Source organism: Bacillus salipaludis (assembly GCF_030938565.1).
GTDB classification, from domain to species: domain Bacteria; phylum Bacillota; class Bacilli; order Bacillales; family Cytobacillaceae; genus Neobacillus; species Neobacillus salipaludis_A.
Map to the genome: position 1 here is coordinate 3,734,767 of NZ_JAVGVR010000001.1, position 19,911 is coordinate 3,754,677.

Consider the following 19,911-nt stretch of genomic DNA (forward strand, 5'->3'; position numbering starts at 1 on the left):
GTTATCTGCCGTCATTTTCTATTTTCTAGCCAGTTATCCATTTCTGATGTGTTAAACTAAATTTATCCCAGAAATACAAGTGGAGGTAAATTTATGAATAACCTTGACAAAAAAACACTAATCGCGCAACATCCCCTGCTACAAAATTTAATAGCATTGGATGAAGTTTTTTGGGTCAATCCTCATCTTGAAACCGGTAAAGAAGGGATTGAAAAAGCCCCGTTAACCCAGGATGATATTCGTGATGCTGAGGAAAGATTAAAAAGGTTTGCACCCTACATTGCAAAGGTTTTCCCTGAAACGAAACCAACAGACGGAATAATCGAGTCTTCTTTAGTGAAAATTCCTTCGATGAAACAATATTTACAACAAGCCAACGAAGAATCGATTGAAGGAGAATTATGGTTAAAATGTGACAGCCACCTGCCGATTTCCGGATCGATTAAAGCACGAGGTGGAATTTATGAGGTTTTAAAGCATGCAGAGAAATTGGCAATTGAGCATGGAATATTAAAACTAGAGGATGACTATTCTATCATGGACAGTGATCGGTTTCGTACCTTTTTCTCAGGTTTTTCCATCGCAGTTGGCTCAACTGGAAATTTAGGTCTAAGTATTGGCATTATTAGTGCAAAGCTAGGTTTTCATGTAACGGTTCATATGTCAGCCGATGCAAAATCATGGAAAAAAGAACTTCTTCGCAGCAAAAACGTTAATGTGATCGAATATGAGGCAGATTATAGTAAAGCAGTTGAGGAAGGCAGAATTCAAGCGGAAGCCGACCCGAACTGTTATTTCGTCGATGATGAAAATTCTCATGATTTATTTTTAGGATATGCTGTTGCTGCTTCGCGACTAAAAAATCAATTAGAGGAATTAGCTGTAAGGGTGGATGAAGACCACCCGCTATTTGTTTACCTTCCGTGCGGAGTCGGCGGCGGTCCCGGTGGTGTGGCCTTTGGATTAAAACAATTGTTTGGGGATCATGTCCATTGTTTCTTTGCCGAGCCCACACACTCCCCTTGTATGCTGCTTGGGTTAGTAACCGGACTTCACGATAAAATTTCTGTTCAGGATATAGGGATTGATAATTGTACAGATGCCGATGGGTTGGCAGTTGGCAGGCCATCCGGTTTTGTTGGGAAAACCATTGAGCCTTTTTTAAGTGGCTGTTATACCGTCAGTGATGAGCAGCTTTACCAGCATTTAAAGGAATTAGTGGACCAAGAAGAAATTCGCTTAGAACCTTCCGCATTAGCAGGTATGGCGGGTCCGGTCCAATTATTTAAAAATGGTTCTGGTTATATCACGAAACACAACTTAAAAGATAAGATGAAAAATGCGTCCCATATTGTATGGGCAACTGGCGGAAGTATGGTACCGCAAGAAATGCTTGAGGTTTACTATCAAAAAGGGCATGAACGATCATCAAAAATTTAATCAAAAAAACATTGGGCAACCATACCCAATGTTTTTTATCATTTTGTTGGAGATGCTTGATAGGCTGTTTCAGTTTCTTCTTCCGGTTCTAACTCTAATTCCTCGATGGCTACAGCACGGGTATGAACGGTATGGTTCCATTCTCTCTGATTCTTTTTTAGAAACCCTAAAATCGTAACGGGAATCCAGGAGAGTCCAAAAATATAGGAAACAAAAAACCAGTGAAGTTTTTTCCCTTTTTTCTCTAAAATCATCGCAAGAATTGGCAAGGATAAATAGGCCGCAATAAAGGTCCCGTAAATCCACCCATCAAAGATTATAGACTTATCAACAACATCTCCTAAAAAGCCATCAACCTCATATACCCCTGTATAAGAAAGAAATCCGGCAATAATCAGAATTAATGCCAAAATTGATCGGGAAGGCATGACTAAGTAGATTGCAGAATCAATAAGCATGAACTTTCGTTTTTTTATCCCTTCGAGTAGTAATGGAAATGTATATCTTGTCATACAGTCAAAATGTCCCTGCATCCAACGGATTCGCTGTCTAAAGGATTGCTTAAAACCTAACGGTTTTTCATCATATAGTTTTGCATCGTGGGCCCAAGCGACTCTTTTTCCTGTTTTTAAAATATATCTTTGCGTAAATTCAAGATCTTCTGTTAAGGAAGTGGCTCCCCAGCCAATTTCTTTTAAAACCTTGGTGGTGACCGTAACCCCTGTCCCGCCTAGTTGGGCAGTTAAACCTAAATTCTCTCTGACTAGCTGATAAATTCGATTCGTTGACCAGTACGCAAACGAATAGGATTTGGTTACCCATGTATCTTCAGGATTTTTAGAATCTAAGTAGGCTTGAACGACATCATGTCCTTCCATCAGCTTGGAGTTAATAATCTGTAAAAAATCCCTTCCGACCAGGTTATCGGCATCAAACATGACCACTGCATCATAGGAGGTTCCGTCCTCTTCAATCTCCCATAAGCGTTCGAACATCCACTCAAGCCCAAAGCCTTTTCCCTTGTGAGTCAGATCATGTCTTTCCATCGCCTTCACACCTGTAGCACGGACCGCAGATGCTGTGCCGTCTGAGCAATTATCACAAATAACATATACATCATATAAGTCTTTTGGATAGTTTAAATTCTTTAAATTCTCACAAATTTGGCTGATTACATTTTCTTCATTGTGTGCTGCAACAAGGACAGCAAAGCTATTTTTAGGCTCCTTGATGACCGTCTTTTTAAATTTTCGAAGTCCTGCATAACTCATAAAGGTTTGATAGCCGACAAAAAATAGAGATATGGCCTGTACGGCTAATAAAAATAGGTAAATCCCGAACTCCGAAGCTTCACTCCAGCCATGTGTAAAAACACCATATCCAACCGTCAGCACTAAACAAATTGCCACTAAAATGATAAACATAGTACACCTCAGCTTTAATGGGGTGTGTGTCTGTTACCCCTTTTCAATAAGGGTATCCATAAAGGGCGTTTTTAAAACGGAAGGTTTTAACCTAAAACTGGTTTTTCGATTCTGGGGTTATATCTTGCATATCATATTGGCAAGGATAGAAAAAAACAATCAAAAATGATACTGGCAGGTGCAGGATGAAAGAAAGAACTTCTCAACTCGGACTATTTGTGTTTTTATCGTTATTATTAAAATCACTTTATGTAAAGTATTCGATTATGGATGAGCTAAATATAGTTGGTTTTTTAACGGAAATGGCCTTTTTGGCCTTATTTATTATTACAGTATCTTCTATTCGAAACAGGGTTTCAAGTATTTTGCTTTTGATCTTGAACTTTGGATATTCTATTCTTTGCTTAACCACCCTTCTCTATTTTGATTACTACAACACCATTTTTACGTATAAATCTTTAGGAGAGATTGACCAGGTTGGAGAAATTTCTGACAGTATTGTTGCACTATTCAAACTCCAGTATATATGGTTATTTTTCGATTTTATTTTGCTTTGCTTTTGGCCAAAACTTAAGCGTATTTTACCATTTAGTCAATTACAACTAGGGCCAAAACTTTTCGGGTTGACCATTGCCTTTTTATTATTTTTTACCGGTACAAGCCTATTTTCATCTTCTAATATCATAAATGAATTAAGTAAATATGAACAATTAGGGATTATGGGCTATCAGTTTTCAGAGGCAGCTACGGATATCCAGTCTATTTTTTCAAATAATGACATTAGCGCAGAAACCTTAGAAAAGAATCGGCATAGCCCGGATAATGGCAATATGAGACTGCACGGGGTTGCATCGGATAAAAATTTGATCATTATTCAATTAGAATCCGTTCAAAATTTTTTTATTAACTTAAAAATAAATAGCAAGGAGGTAACTCCTAATTTAAATCAGCTGCTAAGGAGCTCCTATTATTTCCCACATTTTTACTCTCAAGTGGGAAAAGGCAATACATCGGATGCCGAATTTATTACCAATACATCGATCTATCCTTTAGGAGGTGTGCCGATGTCTACTGCAATTGAAGGAAAAGCGGTGCCGAGTCTTCCTAAAATGCTTGAGGAAAATGGCTACCATACCGCTACCTTTCATGCCAATAGTGTTTCTTTTTGGAACAGAAATCGCCTTTATCAGTCCTTAGGTTTTAATGAATATTATGATAAAAAGTATTTTGGTACTCACGATATCGTTTCATATGGTGTTTCGGATGAGGTGATGTATAAAAAAACAATTGAAAAATTAGCTGACTTCCATCGAAACGGAAAGAAATTTTACGCAAATATTATTGCTTTATCCAGTCACTTTCCGTTTAAGCTTCCGGATTCGAAACAACCCTATACGGTTCCATTGCCAAAGGAATATGACAATTCCTTCGTTGGCTCCTATATTAAATCGGTTAGCTATGCGGATTATGCTTTCGGAAAATTCGTGGAGGATTTGAAGCGAAAAGGTCTTTATAAGGACTCGGTAATCGTCGTTTATGGTGACCATCAAGGTCTGCAAATGAAAAGTGAACAGGATAAACAATTAGTTCATCAGATTTTCGGGAGAAAATATGATTCTGTTTTAGACCATTTAAATATCCCTTTAATTGTGAAGGTTCCATCAGTGGAAAAAGCGAAGAAAATTCCTACTGTCGGTAGTCTGGTAGATATTTATCCAACCGTTGCGAATCTTTTAGGCCTCAATATTAGCAAACAAATTGTATTTGGAACTGATTTGCTTAATACAAATAAGAATCAAATCGGAATTCGCTTTTATGCCCCGACGGGAACATTTGTGAACCAGTCTTATCGTTTTTCTCCTGGTAAAACCAATGATCAGGGGGAAATTTTAAGTCTGAACGGACGAAAAGAAAGGACGGCACCGAATCGTGCCATAAAGGAAGAAAAAAAGATCATCGAATACATGAAACTCTCAGATCAATATGTTAAATCGCTGCCAAAACTGAAATGACTTGAGAACAAAAAGGGACAGAGACTCCCTCTCTGTCCTTTTTTGCATTCTATTTGATATCTAGACTCATACGTTTCTCCATTTTTCTTAAAAGGAAGGTAAAAATTAAAACTAGGACCAAATAGTAAAAGCCAACAACTATATATGTTTGCAATTGTTGGTAATTGGCTGCTGCTTCACTTAATCCAGAACCCCATAAATCCGACATTCCCACATAGGCTACTAAAGAAGAATCTTTTAACCCAATGATAAATTGATTTCCAAGCGGCGGGATGGAAAATTTAAATGCTTGAGGTAAAATAATCCTTCTCATGGTAAGGGGATAACTCATACCTAGAGAACGTCCTGCTTCCATCTGACCGCTATCAACAGATTGAATGGCACCTCGAAATATTTCAGCAATATAAGCTCCATTATGAATGGCTAATGCTAAGGCTCCTGCCCAAAATTGTGAAAGTGTAACAACCGAAGCAATTCCAAAATAAAGGATAGCAATTTGTACAATTAAAGGAGTTCCTCGAATTAATCCGATATATAGAGTTGCAAATTTATTTAACCATTTATTTGTAGATATTCTAAAAAATGCGAATATAAGTCCAATGATACTTCCAATTAATAACGATGTAATGGTTAACCTCAAGGTTAGAAAGGCTGCTTTTGGAAAAACATCAAAGGTGTTTAAAACAATATCAAAAATAATAATCACCTTCCTATCTTATTGAAAAGGGTGTGATTCAATCCACACCCTTACACTGCTCTTATTCTCCTAAAATATTGCGTCCAAACCATTTATCGCTAATTTTTTCATAGGTTCCATCTTTTATGATTTCCTTTAATGCCCTATTAAGTTTTTCCTTTAATTCCTTATCTTCTTTGCGGACAGCAATCGCTTGATCATCATGTGTTAACGGTTCTCCAATATCTTTTATTTTAATTGAACCTGCTTTAATAATTGGAAAGCCAACCATTTGATCGGTAATCACTGCATCTAATCTGCCTGTTGGTAGATCCATAAGCGCAGTAATATCACTGTCATATTCTACAACATTGTTTTTATCCGTATAGGTTAATGCCAGGTCCTTATAGGTACTTGCTTTGACAACACCAATCTTCTTTCCTTTTAAATCAGAATCTGAATGAATGCTATTGTTTTTTTCAGATACAAAAATTTGTGCTCCAGATCGATAATACGTGTCGGTAAAATCAACTGATTTTTTTCGTTCGTCCGTTACTGTCATACTGCCGATAATTGCGTCATATTTTTTTGCTTGCAGCCCCTGAATGAGGGTTTCCCAAGGATTTGTGACAGGGACAGCTTTCATTCCCATTTTCTTAGCAAGTGCTTGCCCGATTTCTACATCGAAGCCTTGTAATTTGCCATTTTCTTTAAAATTAAAAGGTTTGTACAATCCACTCATCGCGTAATGAAATTCTTTTTGCTTTGTTGAGTCAGTACTTGTTTTATTACTGCAGGCTGAAAGCATCAAAGCAGCAATAATAACTCCGATAAATAAACCCAATCCCCATTTCTTTTTCATGAAAATCCTCCTCGTTATTTTTATAAAATACTATTTAAAAACTGTTTAGCTTTTTCATGCTTTGGATTAAGAAAGAAATCATTTGGTGGACCTTCTTCTAAAATTTTGCCATTTCCCATAAATACAACACGGTCGGCAACCTCACGAGCAAATCCCATTTCATGGGTCACTACAATCATCGTCATCCCTTCTTTAGCAAGTTGCTTCATGACTTGGAGAACTTCACCGACAAGTTCGGGATCCAACGCTGAGGTCGGCTCATCAAAGAGCATAATCCGAGGTTCCATTGCTAAAGCACGGGCTATAGCTACTCTTTGTTTTTGCCCTCCTGATAAATTCCTTGGATATGCTTGAGCTTTGTCCTTTAACCCTACTTTTTCGAGCAAATTAAGCGCTTTTTCTTTTGCTTGCTGCTTGTCCACTTTTTTTACAAATAAAGGGGCTTCCATAATATTTTCCAGAACATTTTTATGAGGAAAAAGGTTAAAATGTTGAAACACCATCCCAACTTCCGCCCGGATATTATTCAAATTTGACTCATTTGGAACAACCCTTTTTCCAAGCAGGGTGATCTCCCCTTGGTCATAGAGCTCAAGGAAATTAAGGCATCGAAGGAGTGTGCTTTTTCCTGAACCGCTGGCACCAATTAAGACAACAACTTCTTTTTCTTCAACGGTTAAATCGATTCCATCCAACACAGTATTAGAGCCGAATGCTTTTACAAGGTTTTTAACTTGTATCATGTCTACCTCCTTTTGGTGTATATAAATTTTAAGGTTTGCTTAGAGTTGTGATTTAAGGAATCACAATCCTTTAAGGCTATACTATAAAACTAAAAAAGTATTATTTCCTTTAATCAAATAATTTTTTCCTAGTATAATATTTTTGTTAAATTGTGTGTGAATACATTTCAGAAGAACATTCTGAATTTTCATTCTCTTCAAATATTATATCAAAAGGAAGAAAGTGCATCTATTAGACAAGAAGTATAGTTTTTTTCTTAAAATTTATACATTTTGTATAAAGAGGTTAAAATTTCTACATAAATCTATAACCTTGATGTTTTATTTTCTAATCAAAATAAAAGGATCCATCTATGATGGATCCTGGAAATATTTATTTCACAAATACTAGTAAAAGCCAGAGGTATAAAGAAATCAGGGTAAAGATCATGGTAAGTGGAATCACGATTATGGTGACCTTCATGTAATCCTTCCATGAAATTGGAATATGGTTTTTCTTTAAAATATGCATCCATATTAAAGTGGCTAAAGTACCGATTGGCAGAATGAGCGAACCAATATCACTGCCAATAATATTAGATAAGTATACGGATTTTAATAAAAGTGGGTCTAGTCCCATTTCGGTTAAGGTTAAAGTAGCAACCATTAAGGCAGGATGGTTATTAAATATGTTCGCTAACACAGCTGTAATAATCCCCATGGTAATACTTGCATGAAACAGACTATCATTAACAATCGGCTTTAAGTGTATTAGTAAATAGTTTGTTAGACCTATATTATGGAGACCAAAAATGATTACATACATACTGAAGGCAAATATTAAGATATGCCAAGGAATTTTGCCGGCTACATCTTTGGGATTTATCTTAAGATAAATCCATCGCCAAATTAATAAAACTAATGAACCTAAAACGGCAACCAATGATACGGATATTCCCATGAAGGAGGCAACAAATAAACTAATTCGAACCAAAAATACAAATAACAGCATATAAATCATAAGTTTCTTTTGTTGTTGAAATAAACTATCATTACTTTTTTGGAGTGGATGGTAGCGGCGGTTTTTCTGGAGTGGAATCGAATAGGAATGGAAGCGAATTTCTTTTGGAATATCCTTTTTAAAGACTAAATACAATAAATAGGCTAAGAAGAGTAGACCTAGCACCCCTGGCACGAACATCATTTCTGTTTGTAAATAGAGATCCATTCCAATAATTTTTAGGGCAATCAGGTTTACGATATTACTTACACCGATTGGCGCACTTGAAGCGGTTGCAATTAAGGCACCACTGAGAAGGTATGGAATTTTTTGACGATTCTTTAACCCCAGGTTTTTTAAAATTAATATTAAAATGGGTGTAGTGATTAAAATACTTCCATCATTATTAAAGAATAGAGTCATTAAAAAGCAAAGCAACAACGTATACCAAAATAGTCGAATTCCCGATCCCTTTGAAACTTTTAACATGAGAGCAGCAGTCCACTTGAAAAATCCGAAACTTTCAAGCACTATGGCCATGACAATTGTGGCTATGATGGTTATGGCTGCTCCTGTTACTTTTGAACTTATATCCAGTAAATCCCCGGGCGAAACACTTCCGCTAAGGAAAACTATAATGGCTCCGATTGTTGCAGGGATTGCCTCGTTCATGTTTTTAGGACGGAGAAATATCAAAACCATGGTAAGGATAAATGATAAGATGGTGATGATTACCGTCGACAACGAATACATGTAAATTTTTCACTCCCTTGATGTCAAACTTCTGATAAAACCTTTCTGTTTTGCGTTTCGTTCACCCCTTGTCCTTTGTTTTATCATACGTAAATTTTGGAGGCTTGAACTAAACGAATATCTCGAATTATTGATAATTCAGCAAAAACCCTACAAATATTTCCTAGATTTTTACCCACTTTTTGTCCAATAGGCGAATACACGGAAAGGCTTTGACGGGCATCAGCCCAGACATTTAGTAAAAATAAAAAAACCGGTACAGTTGAATGTACCGGTACAATTTTTAATTAAATTTTCTAAATCATTGAAACTATAAGTTTTCAATCAGTTTCTATTATCCTATTTAATTACCGTTTTTTACTCTTTTTTCCTAGCGAACCAAGACTTCCTCGGAATTCTCTTCTATTTTGGCTGTTACCTGTACTTCCGCGATATTTCGACTTTTTCTCAGAATCATGGTCACCCGTGCTTCCATTTGAACCATGATTATTATCTTCACAGGAACAGTTGCCCGTGCTGCCATTACTTCCGCTAGATGTATGGCCTCCTGGGTTGGTGTTTGAGCCTTTACTTCCGGCAGATTTATGATTCCCCTTACTGCCACTTGACCCGGAACTGCCGCTGGAGCCGCTGCTTATACTGGTATGCTTGCGGCGCTTACTTTTAGAACCATTATCTCCATTTGAACTGCCTTTTTTTCCGCTTGAGTTTTTTCGTCCACTTGACCCGCTACTGCCCCAGCTGCCTGAACTTCCGGAACTACGGCTAGAGCCATGACTTCCTTTACTTCCAGAACTTCCGGAACTACCGCTAGAGCCATGACTTCCTTTACTTCCGGAACTTCCGGAACTACCACTAGAGCCATGACTTCCTTTACTTCCGGAACTTCCGGAACTACCGCTAGAACCATGACTTCCCTTACTTCCGGAACTTCCACGTGATCCACTGCTACCCCTGCTGCCGGAACTGCCGCTGCTTCCTGAGGAACCTGAACGGTGACGTTTTCCTAATGGTCCACGACCTGAACTTTGTCTACCGCTCGATCCGCTACTTCCGGAACTACCGCTAGAACCACTACTTCCGGAACTACCGCTGGAACCACTGCTTCCGGAACTACCGCTGGAACCGCTACTTCCGGAACTACCGCTGGAACCACGGCTTCCGGAACTACCGCTGGAACCGCTGCTTCCGGAACTACCGCTGGAACCGCTGCTTCCGGAACTACCGCTGGAACCACGGCTTCCGGAACTACCGCTGGAACCGCTGCTTCCGGAACTACCGCTGGAACCACGGCTTCCGGAACTACCGCTGGAACCGCTGCTTCCGGAACTACCGCTGGAACCGCTGCTTCCGGAACTACCGCTAGAACCACATGAACCAGAACTACCGCAGCTACATCCACTACTACCGCTGGATCCGCTGCTTCCGTGACTGCCGCTGGAACCACTGCTTCCACTTGATCCACTGCTGCCTGAAGAACCTGAACGATGACGTCTACCTAATGGGCCGCGGATACCCTTGCTCCGACTTGAACTTTGTCTACCACTGGACCCACTGCTCCCGCTGGAACCACTGCTACCGGAACTACCGCTGGAGCCGCTGCTGCCGCTACTTCCACTGGATCTTCTTTTACCACGACTGCCGCTGGAGCCGCTGGAGCCGCTGCTGCCACTACTTCCACTGGATCTTCTTTTACCACGACTGCCGCTGGATCCGCTACTACCGCTACTACCGGAACTACCGCTGGAGCCGCTGCTGCCGCTACTTCCACTGGATCTTCTTTTACCACGACTGCCGCTGGAGCCGCTGCTGCCGCTACTTCCACTGGATCCTCTTTTACCATGACTGCCGCTGGAGCCGCTGCTGCCGCTACTTCCACTGGATCTTCTTTTACCACGACTGCCGCTACTACCACTGGATCTTCTTTTACCACGACTGCTGCTGGAGCCGCTGCTGCCGCTACTTCCACTGGATCTTCCTTTACCATGACTGCCGCTGGAGCCGCTGCTTCCACTACTTCCGCTGGATCTTCCTTTACCATGACTGCCGCTGGAGCCGCTGCTTCCACTACTTCCGCTAGAACCGCTGGAGCCGCTGCTGCCACTTGATCCACTGCTGCCTGAAGAACCTAAACGATGACGTCTACCTAATGGACCGCGGATACCCTTGCTCCGACTTGAACTTTGTCTACCACTTGACCCACTGCTACCACTGCTCCCGCTGGAACCACTGCTACCGGAACTACCGCTACTTCCACTGGATCCTCTTTTACCATGACTGCCGCTGGAGCCGCTGCTGCCGCTACTTCCACTGGATCTTCTTTTACCACGACTACCGCTGGAGCCGCTGCTGCCGCTACTTCCACTGGATCTTCTTTTACCACGACTGCCGCTGGAGCCGCTGCTGCCGCTACTTCCACTGGATCTTCTTTTACCACGACTGCCGCTGGAGCCGCTGCTGCCGCTACTTCCACTGGATCTTCTTTTACCACGACTGCCGCTGGATCCGCTGCTGCCGCTACTTCCACTGGATCTTCTTTTACCACGACTGCCGCTGGATCCGCTGCTGCCGCTACTTCCACTGGATCTTCTTTTACCACGACTGCCGCTGGATCCGCTGCTTCCGCTACTTCCACTAGATCTTCTTTTACCACGACTGCCGCTGCTTCCGCTACTTCCACTGGATCTTCTTTTACCACGACTGCCGCTGGATCCGCTGCTGCCGCTACTTCCACTGGATCTTCTTTTACCATGACTGCCGCTGGATCCGCTGCTGCCGCTACTTCCACTGGATCTTCTTTTACCACGACTGCCGCTGGATCCGCTACTTCCACTGGATCTTCTTTTACCACGACTGCCGCTGGATCCGCTACTGCCGCTACTTCCACTGGATCTTCTTTTACCACGACTGCCGCTGGATCCGCTGCTGCCGCTACTTCCACTGGATCTTCTTTTACCACGACTGCCGCTGGATCCGCTGCTGCCGCTACTTCCACTGGATCTTCTTTTACCACGACTGCCGCTGGATCCGCTGCTGCCGCTACTTCCACTGGATCTTCTTTTACCACGACTGCCGCTGGATCCGCTGCTGCCGCTACTTCCACTAGATCTTCTTTTACCACGACTGCCGCTGGATCCGCTGCTGCCGCTACTTCCACTAGATCTTCTTTTACCACGACTGCCGCTGGATCCGCTGCTGCCTTTACTTCCACTGGATCTTCTTTTACCACGACTGCCGCTGGATCCGCTGCTGCCGCTACTGCCGCTGGATCCACTGCTACCGCTACTACCGCTGGATCCGCTGCTGCCGTGACTACCGCTGGACCCACTGCTACCGCTGCTACCGCTGCTACCGCTGCTACCGCTGCTGCCGCTGGATCCACTGCTGTCGGACTTATTCTTTTTCCCTTTGGATTTCGGTCCTTTTTTACCGCCCTGGGATTTAGGCCCCTTTCCTTTATGTTTTGCAACGACTTCTTTTGGATTACTATCTAGAAAGGCTAACACACCATTTTCTTTCGCCATAGCTAATAATTGGTCCATGTCCAACTTTAATACCATTTTTTCACCACTTCCAAAAATAAATATTTTCCTTTCTAACTTATGGGAAAACTGTCGGGATTGACATGGACATTTATATATTTTTAATAAAATTCACCTAATTCTTTGTATATTGGAATTTTACAAAACTGCACATTTACCTATCTCAAAGCATACAATTCTAAAAATAATTTATTTAGGGGTATATAAGTTGCTTAAATATGAAATCTTTATAAATCCAAAAATACTAAAAAACTTAGAACAGGATATTTGGACGGATCCTGTGCCAGCAGTGCTAAAAATGGAGGGAAATCATTATGCAATTACCCTTGCCTACCGCGGAAACGTCATCAGAAAGAAGAAAAAAAAATCATATCACATCATTTTTAAAAAACCCTATACCGTAAATGGAGCCCATGAAATCCACCTTAATGCAGAGTATTCGGATATCTCTCTAAGCAGAAACAAACTCGCACTGGATTTTTTTCATTCCTTAGGAGTAATTTCGCCGCGTTCTAAGCATGTTCTTCTTTTTATTAATGGATATTGTAAAGGGATTTATTTAGAGCTTGAATCTTTCGACAAATACTTATTGAAAAAAAGAAATCTGCCTCAGGGGGCAATTATTTATGCCACTAATTATCATGCAAACTTCTCCCTAACCACTCCAAAAAATAAATTAAAAACCAGCTTAGATGAGGGGTATACAGTCAAGTATGGGTCAGAAAAGGATCTTGCAAGACTAGAAGATTTTATTGCAAAGGTAAACACTTTAAATAACGATGATTTTGAAAAAGTTATCCCTAAATTTTTGGATACTGATCAATATGTAAAATGGTTGACAGGAGTCGTTTGTACGCAAAATTTTGATGGGTTTATTCATAATTATGCTTTATATCATAATGGGAAAAGCAATCTTTATGAAATGACTCCCTGGGATTATGATGGCACTTGGGGAAGGGATCTTCACGGGAGGAAATTAAGCCATGATTTCGTGCCAATTACTGGTTACAATACATTAACGAACAGACTTCTCACTTTCCCGCATTTTAATGAAAAGTATGTAACCACTCTTTCATCTGCCTTAGAAAATCAATTTACTGTTAAAAACCTTGAACCCATTATCACGGACCTATTTAATGAACTCAAGCCCTATATTGGTCTTGATCCTTATTTAACCATTAATGAACAAACACTTGAAAAAGAAAAATTATACATTCTAAGTTTTATTAAAAAACGAAATTCTTACCTTAAAGAACAGATGATGACCGTTAAATAGGCAAAGATAAGTATATGGCAAATTCCATATACTTTTTTTTGCCTATTTTTTCCTCAAAATTGAAAAACAGGCACCTATAATAGTACAACATCACCCCGTGATACATATAGATGCAGTGTAAATGTTTATTTAATTTTAAGGAGGAAAATGGTGGTATGAATAAAGAAATGATGAGTAACTTTGTCGGCAAAACCATTAAGGTTGATAGACATGGTCCAAATTCAAGGGTTGGAAAATTATTAGAGGTTTTCGATGACGGATTTATCTTATTAACCGAAAAGGATGGTATCTTGTACTACAATATGCAGCATATCAAAAGTATTACGGAAAGCACCCAGGACAAAATCGATGCTGGGGTAGAAGCACCAGAAGGATTTGAATATAAAAAGGCAACTACCTTCAACGATTTGTTAAAAAGCTTGCAATATCAATGGGTACACATGAACCGTGGTCCTGAGAGCATTGAAGGCGTGCTTAGTGAGATTACTCCGGATTATGTAGCCATTATTGTGAAGGATGAAATTGTTCGCTTCTCTATGTTCCATATTCGAAATATCAGCTACGGCCTAAAAGTTGAAAATACGAATGAAGGCGAAAAAGGATCTGAAGATAAGGGCAAAGAGGATAAGAGCAAAAATAACGACAAGAAAAAATAATGAGTTGAAACTCGTCGCTTCTCTTTACAGGGAAGCGACAATTAATCCCATAAGGAGGATTTATGAATGAGCCAAGATCGATTTTCATCTACTCTGGATTTATTAAAAGGCTTTAGTGTAAATCTGTATGTAGGTGAAGAAATAGTCAAAGGAAAACTAATGGGCGTAGAAGAAGACCATATCATTTTAGAAAACGAAAATAATTACATTTTTTATTATAGTCTAGATAAGATCCAAGCGATCACAAAGAACACAAAAGAGTTCCAAAGTGAGGAAGTTTCAAATCAATTTTTAAAAACGACTAGCTTAAAAGATTTACTCGATTCATTAACTCATTCTTGGGTAAGTATCCTTTGTTTAAATAAGCAAACGTTTAGCGGGATTGTCAGTGAAGTGGACTCCGATTTCGTCACCTTAGTTAGCGGTGAAGAAAGAATTCTAATTAAACTATCTCATGTCTCCAATATTGTAAAAGGAGTTATTGAAGAAAACTCAAGCAGTTCAGACTCAATTTCAGAATCAGAATCAGAAACAGACTCAAATTCAGATACAAATTCTGAATCAGATTCAGATACGAATTCAGAATCAGACTCAGATTCAGATTCCAATGATGAAGAGCAAAATGAAACAGAGGTAACATATCAAGAGGAAGAAGCAGAAAATAGTTCGAACGAAACAATCGACATCGTAGAGGAAATTACCGCTATCGAGGAAGAAGAAAGCATTGATCTTTTCAGTCAACTACCTGTTGATAATTCCGCTGCATTGGTTTGGTCACAATCCATTAAACCGAAAACTGTTGAAAAAGAGGAATCAACAAACCAACAAACAAAATCATCCAAAAGTGATCGCACTACTTCATCCAAGGAAGAAAAAAGTAAGAAAAGCAAACGTTCCAGTTCCACTAAGGATCAGAGAAGTTCAAAGTCTAAGAGCTCCTCAAGGAAAGATGTTGTAGAAGTAAAAGCAACGAAAGAAACAAAGAAAGAAACAAAGAAAGAAACAAAGAAAGAAACAACTGCTTTAAAGTTTAGCGATACAGCAAATATCTTCGGCTCAGTGAAGGAAACAAGAGATACTAAGAAAACCGTGGAAACCAGTGCTGCGACCATTCAGAAGGCTGAGGAAAAACGGCCAAATCGTTTTGCGGGCGAACCGATTTCACATAATAGCGAAGGTGCTTTCCCATTCGCCGGCTGGCCAAGTAGGAGAAATAGAGCGAACCGTTTCTAATTCCACAACCTCTATCAAGGTAGTCATTATGAAAATCATCATAATTCTCTTCCATGTCAATGTCCCTTATAGCATCCTAAAGAAATGCTTACAAAATGATTTGGACTGGTCTATTCAAGGTCATTCCCTTAAACACCAGTCCATCTCATCTTGTATATTTCAAATCCTATGAAAGGATAAGATTTTATGAATTTAAAAGAACAGATCGGAAAATATATAAAACTAGAGATTTCAGGTAAAAAAATTATAAGTGGCATGCTGATCGACATCGGAAGTGATTTATGGGTCCTGTTTGATGGCTATGATTATTTATATATACCTACTATCCATATTCAAAATTGGCAATTTCTTGACGAAGATGAAATTGATGAGTTTTATATTTCATCAGAACCTTCCCCAATCTATAATCATAACGAAGAAATATCCCTACGAAAGACACTTACTTCCGCAAAAGGAATTTTTACAGAAATCTATGTAACTGGAAACAAAGCATTACATGGATACATTATTAGCATCATGAATAATTATTTCATTTTTTACTCCCCCATTTACAAAACAATGTTTATTTCCCTCAACCATCTAAAATGGTTAATTCCTTATTCAGAAAATCAACGTCCTTATGGACTAAGTAACACGAATTTCCCAGTGAATCCTTCAAACCTTTCCTTTGCAAGGTCTTTTGAAGTACAAATTGAAAAGTTAGTTGGAGAATTAATTGTTTTTAATATGGGAGAAAGTGAAAATTTTATAGGGAAAGTTCAGGGGATAAAAAATAATTTTGTGGAAATTATTAGGGCTAAAGAAGATCCGGTGTACTTGCATCTACAACACGTCAAAACTGTTCATATGACCTAAAATATTTTACGGAGTGTCTTTCAGGACACTTTTTTTGAAAAAAAAAACGGACTGATTTAGTCCGCTTCTTCCCTCCAAAAGGATCTATTTATTTTTGAGATAAACCGTTTCTGATTTTTCACTAACACGAAAGTATAATAGTTCAAAAGTTACCCCGTATAAAAAGGTTACTAAAATGACAGAGCCAATCATATCAAAAATGACATGCTGCTTAACAAATAATGTGGAAACAATAATTAAGGTCCCTACTATATTTATACACAGTGTGTTAAGAATGTGTTTGTTTTTTAAATGCAATGAAGCAAGCATAATTGTAAAAGTAGTTAGGACATGAATGCTTGGAAAGCAATTGACTGGCTGATCATTTGCATATATCCATTTGACAAGCTTGATTAGCAAGCCATTACCTATTAATTCGGGCCTTGGCACGGTCGTTTGGAAAAAGAAATACACGATAAAACAAATAAGTTCTGCAACGACAATAAGAATCAATGTTTTTAAATATACTTTTGTGTCTTTAAAGCAAAAATAAATTAAATAACAAAAAATATAGCCATACCACACAATATAGGGAATGATAAATAAAGGCAGAAAGGGAATAACCTGGTCAACAGAAGTGGAAATATCTACCGCTTTATGTGTCCGTTCATTTAGGATTTGATAAATACTTGCCAATAGGGGAATTACAAACAATAAAAGCAAGTATGGAGCTTTTTTGATAACTATTTTCATTGTTTATTCCTCCCTTTAAAGATTGGTAATCCATTTTAATTCATTCATTTTTTAAAAATCAAAAGACTCCTAGTTTATAGTACCATATACATAGTTTTTGTGCATGATATTCCCAATTAGACTACAACTTTATAATAAAATTTGGTAAAACAAAAAGGACGAAACTCAGGCGGACACCTTCGTTTGGTCCTTACATTTGTTGGCTGAATAAATTTTGTAATGATTGATGCTAAACTTGAAAATTGTACATTAGTTTTATTTTAACATTTTTTCCTTACTATTTAAAATGATAACCTCTTCTTTAATACTTCTGTATCTTTAATTAACTGGTTTATTAATTCTTGAACAGTTGAAGCTTTCGCTAATCGCGGACTTTGACCTGCCCAAAGAGACATAAATTCCGGGTTTCGTGATGTGGAGGATGCTTTGCGAATCCCTTTTGTTAATTCATTTTGAATTGGATATGGCGGCAAGATGTGCTCGTTTATTTTCATTGTTTCGATAAAACGATTGTTCACTCCTCTTGCCATTTTCCCTGAAAAAGCTTTCGTCAATACCACCTGGTCTTCGGAGGCTTTGATGATGGTTTCCTTATGTACTTGCGATGCTCCACTCTCTTCACATACGAGGAAGGCGGTTCCCATTTGAACGGCCTGCGCTCCAAGGCATTTTGCAGCAATTGCTCCCCTTGCATCCATAATGCCTCCCGCAGCGATAATGGGAAGGTTTATTTGGTCTGCCGCCTGAGGAATTAACGACATTAAACCGATTAAACCTTGCTCTGCATTATTTTCGAAGGTACCGCGGTGTCCACCGGCCTCACTTCCTTGCAAAACGACCATATCCATACCAGCCTGTTCGTTTAGGATGGCTTCTTGAACAGTTGTGGCCGTACCGATGACGATAATTGAATTCTTTTTTAAATGATCGATGATTTCTTGGGAAGGCACTCCAAATGTAAAGGAACAAACCGGGACTTGTTCTTCCACAACGACCTGTATCTGCTCATGAAAAGTTTCCAGGTCCTGTTCATAAGTTGGGATTTTAACGGTGGAGTCAACTTTTAGCTCCTGTTCAATTGGTTGGAGAAGTTCTTTAGCTGTCATTATTTTTTGCTCATCCTGTTGATAGTTTGATGGAACAAATAAATTGATTCCAAAGTTTTTCTCCGTTAACTGTTTTACTTCCTGTATTTGTTGCCGGATTTGACTTGGAGATAGATAACCTGCACCAATTGTTCCGAGGCCGCCTTCATTCGAAACTGCCGCAACTAATTTTGACGTAGTCGGCCCCCCCGCCATTGGAGCTTGAATAATCGGATATTGAATACCTAACTGATTTGTTAAATCATTTTGCCACATGCTTTTCTTCCGCCTTTCATAATATAATATGATTAATCAGTTGTTTAAATAGTGACAGGCACCGTCCGTGGACAAACCGTTTGTTTTGTCTGTGTGGAGCGGATACCGGATTTATATCAGAATGGGTGGTGATGAGATGGAGCGAATTGTTCTTTTTGATGGTGTATGTAATTTATGTAATCATAGTGTGCAGTTTATTATCAAGCGAGATGTATCTGGGAAATTTAAGTTCGCATCCCTCCAAGGAGAAACTGGAAACCGAATGATAACGAAATATGGTCTCGCACCTGATCTTAATAGCTTTGTTTTAATTGAAAACGATAAGGTCTATATGAAATCGACAGCTGCATTACGGGTTTGTCGGGAGCTCAAAGGTGCATGGAAGCTGTTCGCAATCCTAATGATGATCCCAACGAATATTAGAGACTACATATATGATATCATAGCGAAAAACCGCTATACATGGTTTGGCAAGAAAAACAGCTGTATGCTCCCTTCACCGGAGTTGAAAAAGAGGTTTTTGGATTAAAAAAGCCTGAACCTACACTATAGGTTTCAGGCGTGTATTGTTTTATGCTTTCATTTTGGTATTCGCTTCATATAATTCCACTGCTTCTTTCACGGAAAAACCTTCATGCACAATCGAATGGATCGCCTGAATCATCGCAAGCGGGTAATCAGACTGCCAAATATTCCTCCCCATATCCACCCCAACCGCTCCTTGCTCCATTGCATTATACGTAATCTCGAGTGCTTCCCGGATTGTATCAAACTTCGGTCCCCCAGCGATCACAATCGGTACCGGGCACTTGCTTGTCACCTCTTCGAAATTTTCACAGTAATAGGTTTTTACAATATCTGCCCCCATTTCCGCTACTACCCTTGAAGCTAATGCAAGGAACCTCGCATCCCGTTTTTCAAGCTCTTTGCCGACCGCAGTAATCCCTAAAACCGGGAGTCCGTAATCATGGGCATCACTGACAACATGTGCAAGATTCGTAACCGTTTGCGTTTCATAATCAGAGCCAATAAAAACAGAAACACCCACCCCTACCACATTATGACGGATCGCCTCTTTCACAGAGGTGACAATCGTTTCATTTGCCAAATCCTTACCAACCGTTGTCGGACCGCCAGATACACGCAGGACCATCGGTTTTTCCGTATCATTGGGAATACAAGATGCGAGTGTACCCCTCGTTAAATAGAGGGAGTCTGTATATGGAAGAAGATCTTTTACCGTTTCACCCGGCTTTTCTAATCCCCTAATCGGCCCCAAAAAGTACCCATGATCAATCGCCAGCATGACGGCCCTTCTATTGGGCAAAATTTTATTCAAACGGTTTTGAAACCCCCAGCTCATTCGT

At 39.5% G+C, this 19,911-nt stretch carries 20 protein-coding genes; 7 read left to right on the forward strand and 13 right to left on the reverse strand.

Annotated elements, in window-relative coordinates; translation table 11 throughout:
* The first annotated feature begins 93 nt into the window (after positions 1 to 93).
* Complete coding sequence (dsdA, locus tag RCG21_RS18555; RefSeq protein WP_133336841.1) at positions 94 to 1,440, forward strand: D-serine ammonia-lyase; 1,347 nt, start codon at positions 94 to 96, stop codon at positions 1,438 to 1,440.
* A gap of 38 nt (positions 1,441 to 1,478) precedes the next feature.
* Here dsdA and RCG21_RS18560 read toward each other — a convergent pair whose 3' ends face one another.
* Complete coding sequence (locus RCG21_RS18560) at positions 1,479 to 2,864, reverse strand: glycosyltransferase family 2 protein (protein WP_133336839.1); 1,386 nt, start codon at positions 2,862 to 2,864, stop codon at positions 1,479 to 1,481.
* 185 nt (positions 2,865 to 3,049) lie between these two features.
* Here RCG21_RS18560 and RCG21_RS18565 point away from each other — a divergent pair, with 185 nt between their 5' ends.
* Positions 3,050 to 4,876: an LTA synthase family protein gene (locus RCG21_RS18565; RefSeq protein ID WP_133336837.1), complete on the forward strand. Its 1,827-nt coding sequence runs from the start codon at positions 3,050 to 3,052 to the stop codon at positions 4,874 to 4,876.
* A 49-nt stretch (positions 4,877 to 4,925) separates the two neighbouring features.
* Here the strand turns inward: RCG21_RS18565 and RCG21_RS18570 are convergent, their stop codons facing one another.
* The 9 genes from RCG21_RS18570 to RCG21_RS18610 all read right to left on the reverse strand — a co-directional run bounded on the left by RCG21_RS18570 (position 4,926) and on the right by RCG21_RS18610 (position 12,358).
* Positions 4,926 to 5,573, reverse strand: coding sequence for an amino acid ABC transporter permease (locus RCG21_RS18570; protein WP_133337219.1), 648 nt, complete (start codon positions 5,571 to 5,573; stop codon positions 4,926 to 4,928).
* Positions 5,574 to 5,634: 61 nt separating this feature from the next.
* Positions 5,635 to 6,414, reverse strand: a complete 780-nt coding sequence (locus RCG21_RS18575) for an ABC transporter substrate-binding protein (protein ID WP_133336835.1) — start codon at positions 6,412 to 6,414, stop codon at positions 5,635 to 5,637.
* A gap of 20 nt (positions 6,415 to 6,434) precedes the next feature.
* Positions 6,435 to 7,157 (reverse strand): amino acid ABC transporter ATP-binding protein, encoded by a 723-nt coding sequence (locus RCG21_RS18580; RefSeq protein WP_308913579.1) that lies wholly within the window; start codon positions 7,155 to 7,157, stop codon positions 6,435 to 6,437.
* Positions 7,158 to 7,530: 373 nt separating this feature from the next.
* A complete protein-coding gene (locus RCG21_RS18585) occupies positions 7,531 to 8,889 on the reverse strand; it encodes an arsenic transporter (protein ID WP_133336831.1) in 1,359 nt (452 codons plus the stop codon).
* Between the two features lie 370 nt (positions 8,890 to 9,259).
* On the reverse strand, positions 9,260 to 9,493 hold the full coding sequence (locus tag RCG21_RS18590) for a hypothetical protein (RefSeq protein ID WP_133336829.1): 234 nt from the start codon (positions 9,491 to 9,493) through the stop codon (positions 9,260 to 9,262).
* Positions 9,494 to 9,523: 30 nt separating this feature from the next.
* The gene (locus RCG21_RS18595) at positions 9,524 to 9,835 is read right to left on the reverse strand and encodes a hypothetical protein (protein ID WP_165976317.1); all 312 of its coding nucleotides are present in this window, start codon (positions 9,833 to 9,835) and stop codon (positions 9,524 to 9,526) included.
* Positions 9,836 to 9,895: 60 nt separating this feature from the next.
* Positions 9,896 to 10,345 carry a hypothetical protein gene (locus RCG21_RS18600; RefSeq protein WP_308913580.1) on the reverse strand — a complete coding sequence of 150 codons (450 nt, stop codon included), beginning with the start codon at positions 10,343 to 10,345 and terminating at the stop codon, positions 9,896 to 9,898.
* Between the two features lie 42 nt (positions 10,346 to 10,387).
* Positions 10,388 to 10,993 (reverse strand): hypothetical protein, encoded by a 606-nt coding sequence (locus RCG21_RS18605; RefSeq protein ID WP_308913581.1) that lies wholly within the window; start codon positions 10,991 to 10,993, stop codon positions 10,388 to 10,390.
* A gap of 42 nt (positions 10,994 to 11,035) precedes the next feature.
* Positions 11,036 to 12,358, reverse strand: a complete 1,323-nt coding sequence (locus RCG21_RS18610) for a hypothetical protein (RefSeq protein WP_308913582.1) — start codon at positions 12,356 to 12,358, stop codon at positions 11,036 to 11,038.
* Between the two features lie 281 nt (positions 12,359 to 12,639).
* On the opposite strand from RCG21_RS18610, the gene RCG21_RS18615 reads away from it, so the two are divergent.
* The 4 genes from RCG21_RS18615 (at position 12,640) to RCG21_RS18630 (ending at position 16,451) form a co-directional block, all read left to right on the forward strand.
* Positions 12,640 to 13,707 (forward strand): CotH kinase family protein, encoded by a 1,068-nt coding sequence (locus RCG21_RS18615; RefSeq protein ID WP_133336825.1) that lies wholly within the window; start codon positions 12,640 to 12,642, stop codon positions 13,705 to 13,707.
* A gap of 155 nt (positions 13,708 to 13,862) precedes the next feature.
* On the forward strand, positions 13,863 to 14,363 hold the full coding sequence (locus RCG21_RS18620) for a hypothetical protein (RefSeq protein WP_133336823.1): 501 nt from the start codon (positions 13,863 to 13,865) through the stop codon (positions 14,361 to 14,363).
* Positions 14,364 to 14,429: 66 nt separating this feature from the next.
* Positions 14,430 to 15,596, forward strand: coding sequence for a hypothetical protein (locus RCG21_RS18625; RefSeq protein ID WP_133336821.1), 1,167 nt, complete (start codon positions 14,430 to 14,432; stop codon positions 15,594 to 15,596).
* 186 nt (positions 15,597 to 15,782) lie between these two features.
* Positions 15,783 to 16,451 (forward strand): YwrJ family protein, encoded by a 669-nt coding sequence (locus RCG21_RS18630; RefSeq protein WP_133336819.1) that lies wholly within the window; start codon positions 15,783 to 15,785, stop codon positions 16,449 to 16,451.
* An 84-nt stretch (positions 16,452 to 16,535) separates the two neighbouring features.
* Here RCG21_RS18630 and RCG21_RS18635 read toward each other — a convergent pair whose 3' ends face one another.
* On the reverse strand, positions 16,536 to 17,183 hold the full coding sequence (locus RCG21_RS18635) for a phosphatase PAP2 family protein (protein ID WP_133336817.1): 648 nt from the start codon (positions 17,181 to 17,183) through the stop codon (positions 16,536 to 16,538).
* A gap of 281 nt (positions 17,184 to 17,464) precedes the next feature.
* Positions 17,465 to 18,544 carry an NAD(P)H-dependent flavin oxidoreductase gene (locus tag RCG21_RS18640; RefSeq protein WP_133336815.1) on the reverse strand — a complete coding sequence of 360 codons (1,080 nt, stop codon included), beginning with the start codon at positions 18,542 to 18,544 and terminating at the stop codon, positions 17,465 to 17,467.
* 136 nt (positions 18,545 to 18,680) lie between these two features.
* On the opposite strand from RCG21_RS18640, the gene RCG21_RS18645 reads away from it, so the two are divergent.
* Positions 18,681 to 19,073, forward strand: a complete 393-nt coding sequence (locus RCG21_RS18645) for a thiol-disulfide oxidoreductase DCC family protein (RefSeq protein WP_133336813.1) — start codon at positions 18,681 to 18,683, stop codon at positions 19,071 to 19,073.
* 42 nt (positions 19,074 to 19,115) lie between these two features.
* Here RCG21_RS18645 and lsrF read toward each other — a convergent pair whose 3' ends face one another.
* Positions 19,116 to 19,907 (reverse strand): 3-hydroxy-5-phosphonooxypentane-2,4-dione thiolase, encoded by a 792-nt coding sequence (gene lsrF, locus RCG21_RS18650; protein ID WP_133336811.1) that lies wholly within the window; start codon positions 19,905 to 19,907, stop codon positions 19,116 to 19,118.
* Between the last annotated feature and the right edge of the window lie 4 nt (positions 19,908 to 19,911).

Coding starts and splice junctions, on each gene's coding strand:
- dsdA (WP_133336841.1), top strand. CDS start 94: ATGAATAACCTTGACAAAAAAACACTAATCGCGCAACATCCCCTGCTA.
- RCG21_RS18560 (WP_133336839.1), bottom strand. CDS start 2,864: ATGTTTATCATTTTAGTGGCAATTTGTTTAGTGCTGACGGTTGGATAT.
- RCG21_RS18565 (WP_133336837.1), top strand. CDS start 3,050: ATGAAAGAAAGAACTTCTCAACTCGGACTATTTGTGTTTTTATCGTTA.
- RCG21_RS18575 (WP_133336835.1), bottom strand. CDS start 6,414: ATGAAAAAGAAATGGGGATTGGGTTTATTTATCGGAGTTATTATTGCT.
- RCG21_RS18580 (WP_308913579.1), bottom strand. CDS start 7,157: ATGATACAAGTTAAAAACCTTGTAAAAGCATTCGGCTCTAATACTGTG.
- RCG21_RS18585 (WP_133336831.1), bottom strand. CDS start 8,889: ATGTATTCGTTGTCGACGGTAATCATCACCATCTTATCATTTATCCTT.
- RCG21_RS18620 (WP_133336823.1), top strand. CDS start 13,863: ATGAATAAAGAAATGATGAGTAACTTTGTCGGCAAAACCATTAAGGTT.
- RCG21_RS18625 (WP_133336821.1), top strand. CDS start 14,430: ATGAGCCAAGATCGATTTTCATCTACTCTGGATTTATTAAAAGGCTTT.
- RCG21_RS18630 (WP_133336819.1), top strand. CDS start 15,783: ATGAATTTAAAAGAACAGATCGGAAAATATATAAAACTAGAGATTTCA.
- RCG21_RS18635 (WP_133336817.1), bottom strand. CDS start 17,183: ATGAAAATAGTTATCAAAAAAGCTCCATACTTGCTTTTATTGTTTGTA.
- RCG21_RS18640 (WP_133336815.1), bottom strand. CDS start 18,544: ATGTGGCAAAATGATTTAACAAATCAGTTAGGTATTCAATATCCGATT.
- RCG21_RS18645 (WP_133336813.1), top strand. CDS start 18,681: ATGGAGCGAATTGTTCTTTTTGATGGTGTATGTAATTTATGTAATCAT.
- lsrF (WP_133336811.1), bottom strand. CDS start 19,907: ATGAGCTGGGGGTTTCAAAACCGTTTGAATAAAATTTTGCCCAATAGA.